We start from the raw sequence: 1,439 nt of genomic DNA, 5'->3' as shown, positions 1-1,439 counted from the left end.
TGGGCGGCCACTCGCTGCTGGCGATGCAACTGGTGGCGCGGGTGCGCGAGCAGTTGCAGGCGCCGTTGAGCCTGCTGGAGCTGTTCTCGCATCCGACGCTGGCGGCGCAGGCCGGGCTGCTGGCGCCCCGGGTGGGGGCGACGCCGGCGGAGTCGGCGCCGGTGGCGAGTGGCCAGACGCGGCACCCGGCGTCCTTTGCACAGCGCCGGCTGTGGTTCATCGAGCAGATGAAGCTGGACGTGGGTACCTATGTGATGCCGGCGGCCGTGCGCCTGCAGGGGACGCTGTCGGTGCCGGCGCTGCGTGTGGCGGTGCAGCGGCTGGTGGCGCGGCATGCGGTGCTGCGCACGGCGTTTGCCGAGGTCGACGGCCAGGTCTGTCAGCAGGAGTTGTCGGCGGCCGGGCTGCCGCTGCCGGTGCTGGAGGCTTCCGTGGCGGACGCCGAGCGGGTGGCCCGGCAGTGGCTGTCGTGGGTGGACTTCGACCTGGCGGCGGGCCGGCTGTTCCGGGCGGCGCTGGTACGGCTGGATGGCCGGGAGCACTGGCTGCTGCTGCAGATGCATCACATCGTGTCGGACGGGTGGTCGATGCAGGTGCTGTGGTCGGAGTTGTCGGCGCTGTATGCCGACGCGCTGTCGGGCGCGGCGGCCCTGCCGGGCCTGCCGCTGCAGTACGGCGACTATGCGCGCTGGCAGCAGGCGTGGTGGCAGGGCGAGCGGTTGCAGGCGGCGGAGCGTTACTGGCAGCAGAGCCTGGCGGGGGCTCCGCAGGTCCTGCGGTTGCCGACCGACCGGCCGCGCCCGGCGGTGCAGAGCCTTCGCGGTGCGACGCTGGGGGTGACGCTGCCGGCCCGCTGGCGCGAGCGCCTGCAGGCCTTCTGCCAGCGCCACGAGGTGACCTTGTTCATGGCGCTGCTGGCGCCCTTTGCCCAGTTGCTGGGTCGCCTGGCCGGGCAGGAGGAGGTGCTGATCGGGGTGCCGATGTCCAATCGCTCGCACCGGGTGCTGGAAGGGTTGATCGGGTTCTTCGTGAACACCCTGGTGCTGCGCCTGGGTCCGGACCAGGCCGCCGACGGCGTGACTGCGATGCAGCAGGTGCGTGCGCAGATCCTGTCCGCCTATGCGCACCAGGACCTGCCGTTCGAACGTCTGGTGGAGCTGTTGAATCCGGAACGCGATCCCCGGCACACGCCCTTGTTCCAGGTGATGTACAGCCTGGACCAGGAGGGCGAGTCGCTGCCGGCGGCTGCACCCGGGGCCTTGCGGATCGACCCGGCGCCCCTGCCGGTGGAGGCGGTGGCCAAGTTCGACCTGAGCCTGAACCTGCGCGATGCCCGCGGGCAATTGACGGCCGTGTTCACCTACAACCGCGACCTGTTCGACGAGGCCACGGTCCAGCGCTGGGCCGACCACTACCTGGCCTTGGTCGGGCAATGGCTG

The 1,439-nt window shown here is 71.4% G+C and carries 1 protein-coding gene; it reads left to right on the top strand.

Annotated features, from left to right (window positions below):
- Positions 1–1,439, top strand: a 1,439-nt coding sequence (locus ASG87_RS09665; RefSeq protein WP_157510999.1) for a condensation domain-containing protein, incomplete at both ends; no start/stop codon positions are given.

It is taken from the genome of Frateuria sp. Soil773 (genome assembly GCF_001428405.1).
Lineage (GTDB): Bacteria > Pseudomonadota > Gammaproteobacteria > Xanthomonadales > Rhodanobacteraceae > LMSL01.
This window is presented reverse-complemented; position numbering and strand designations above follow the sequence as displayed.